Annotated in this window: 3 protein-coding genes; all 3 read left to right on the forward strand. The window is 65.7% G+C overall.

The window, feature by feature from the left end; genetic code table 11:
- The first annotated feature begins 40 nt into the window (after positions 1-40).
- Positions 41-256 (forward strand): MucR family transcriptional regulator, encoded by a 216-nt coding sequence (locus MKK63_RS31670; protein WP_279574607.1) that lies wholly within the window; start codon positions 41-43, stop codon positions 254-256.
- 162 nt (positions 257-418) lie between these two features.
- Positions 419-670 (forward strand): PsiF family protein, encoded by a 252-nt coding sequence (locus MKK63_RS32190; RefSeq protein WP_409564497.1) that lies wholly within the window; start codon positions 419-421, stop codon positions 668-670.
- 216 nt (positions 671-886) lie between these two features.
- Positions 887-1,949, forward strand: a 1,063-nt coding sequence (locus MKK63_RS09565; protein ID WP_244001019.1) for a methyl-accepting chemotaxis protein, incomplete at its 3' end; no start/stop codon positions are given.

Below are 1,949 nucleotides of genomic sequence, written 5' to 3' on the forward strand. Positions count from 1 at the left end.
GAGATCCTACCGGCTTGAGCCTCATGGTCGGCGATAAACGATGAAGGGGCCCGATCGGGCCCCTTCATCGTTCAAGCTGCGGCCGCCATTGGCCTGGTTTTACTCCGCCACAGCGGCCTGGAATTGGTCCGCCCTTTACAGTCTGCCGAGGGACTATCCGATGGTGACCGCCAGCTACTCCGAGATCCGCTCGACGCTTGCCAAGAGCGTAGGGCTTGGCAGCCAGCACAGGAAGGTCATCTCGGAAGATGTGTAGCCTGCTGAGGCCGTCCCCGATCAGCCGAAGCGGGTTGGCCGACCGAAGAAGACCGAGACGGCGGCGAAGGCTTGAGGCTTCGGGACCGACGCAATCTGCCGAACCTTCGCCGCAGATGACGCCCATGGCATAGCCTGACAGTAGCAGTTCAGGCGGTTACCCATGCCACGGTCTTTCTTACGGATCGCCGCTCTGGTCGCCCTCGCTTGCCTACCCACGGCAGCGGGTGCCCAGAGCGCATCTGAGCCACCTCAGAAACCCGCTCCAAGAGCGACATCTTCCGGTGAAGAGGCGGCATCAGCCGTGGATCCGGCAGTGCTCGATCGCTGCCGACAGCAGGCTGACGCTCAAAAGCTCAAGGATGGGCCGGAGCGAAAGGCGTTCATGGGGACCTGCGTCACCCCTGAGGATTAAAGCGCGGCGTCGCCCAGCTCCTCCTTCTCATACCAGGTGGGCGGATACCGGCGGCAACCTCGTCCACAGTAAGATCGCGGGGGCTGGTGTCGCTGCGGCCTCCCCATCCTGTTGCCTGTCGCTCGCCCCATCTCGGTTTGAACGCTATGGGCGATGCCGATGTCGCTGCGGCTGTCGCGTGATGTCCTCCGCGAGTCTGAGCGAAAAGGGCCGAGCATGCCGAACACGTTTGGCCTCAACCGCACGCTGGGCGGCGCGATCGGCGCCATCGCGGTCGTATCGGTGCTCATCAGCGGCGTAGCCCTGCTCGCGTTCGATCGGTTGAACGAGGCCACGGAGGCGCGACGACATTCGGTTCAAGTGTTGCGAGATCTCGATGCGTTCACCCTAGCTATGCTGAACCAGGAGACAGGGCTGCGCGGCTATCTTCTGACGGGGCGCGAGACCAGCCTCGAACCATACCAGTCCGGCAGGCGAACCCTGGATGCGGCGATCGGCCGACTGAATGGGCTGGTATCTGCGGGGACCGAGTCATCTCGCCTCTTAGGCGAAGCCGTCACGGCGGCACGCTCGTGGCAGATGGATATCGGTGAGGCTGTGACACACACGGCGGCCGTCGCGGCGACGCGCCCGGACGCGATCCGCCTGGAAGCCGACGGCACGGGCAAGCGCCTGTTCGACAGACTCCGGGAGAAGCTCGCCGCGATCGAGAAGCTGGAGGAGCGCAACCGCGCCGACCAGGCCGAGCGCCTCGTCGCCGCAAAGCGCACGGCGGCAATCGTCTTATGGTTGGGAGCGCTGCTCACGCTGCTGATTTGCGCCGCGATCGGCGTCGCCATCAATCGCCTGATCGTTCGGCCGCTGGTGCGCGTGATGAGCTTCGTCGAGCATATCGGCGCGGGCGATCTCACCGGCAAACTTGGGGAGGGCGGGCACAACGAGATCGGTCGCCTGGGCCGCAGCCTCAACGCGATGGTTTCAGGACTCTCGGATCTGGCTCGGACCAACCGGGCCGCCACCGCCGACCTCAACGCCGCCGCGGCGGAGATCCGCGCCTCGGCCCAGGAGCAGGCGGCTTCGGTCGAGCAGCAGTTCGCCGCCGTGCAGGAGACAGCGGCCACCATGGATGAAATCACTCACACGGGCGCCCAGATCAGCAAGCGCGCCACCGAGGTGATCGCCACCGCGCAGGCCACCGCCCAGACCTCCCGCCAGGGACTGCGTGCGGTCTCTGACACCGCCAAGGCCATGGACGCGATCCGCGAGCAGGCCGAGGCGG

Source organism: Methylobacterium sp. J-088 (assembly GCF_022829295.1).
GTDB lineage: Bacteria > Pseudomonadota > Alphaproteobacteria > Rhizobiales > Beijerinckiaceae > Methylobacterium.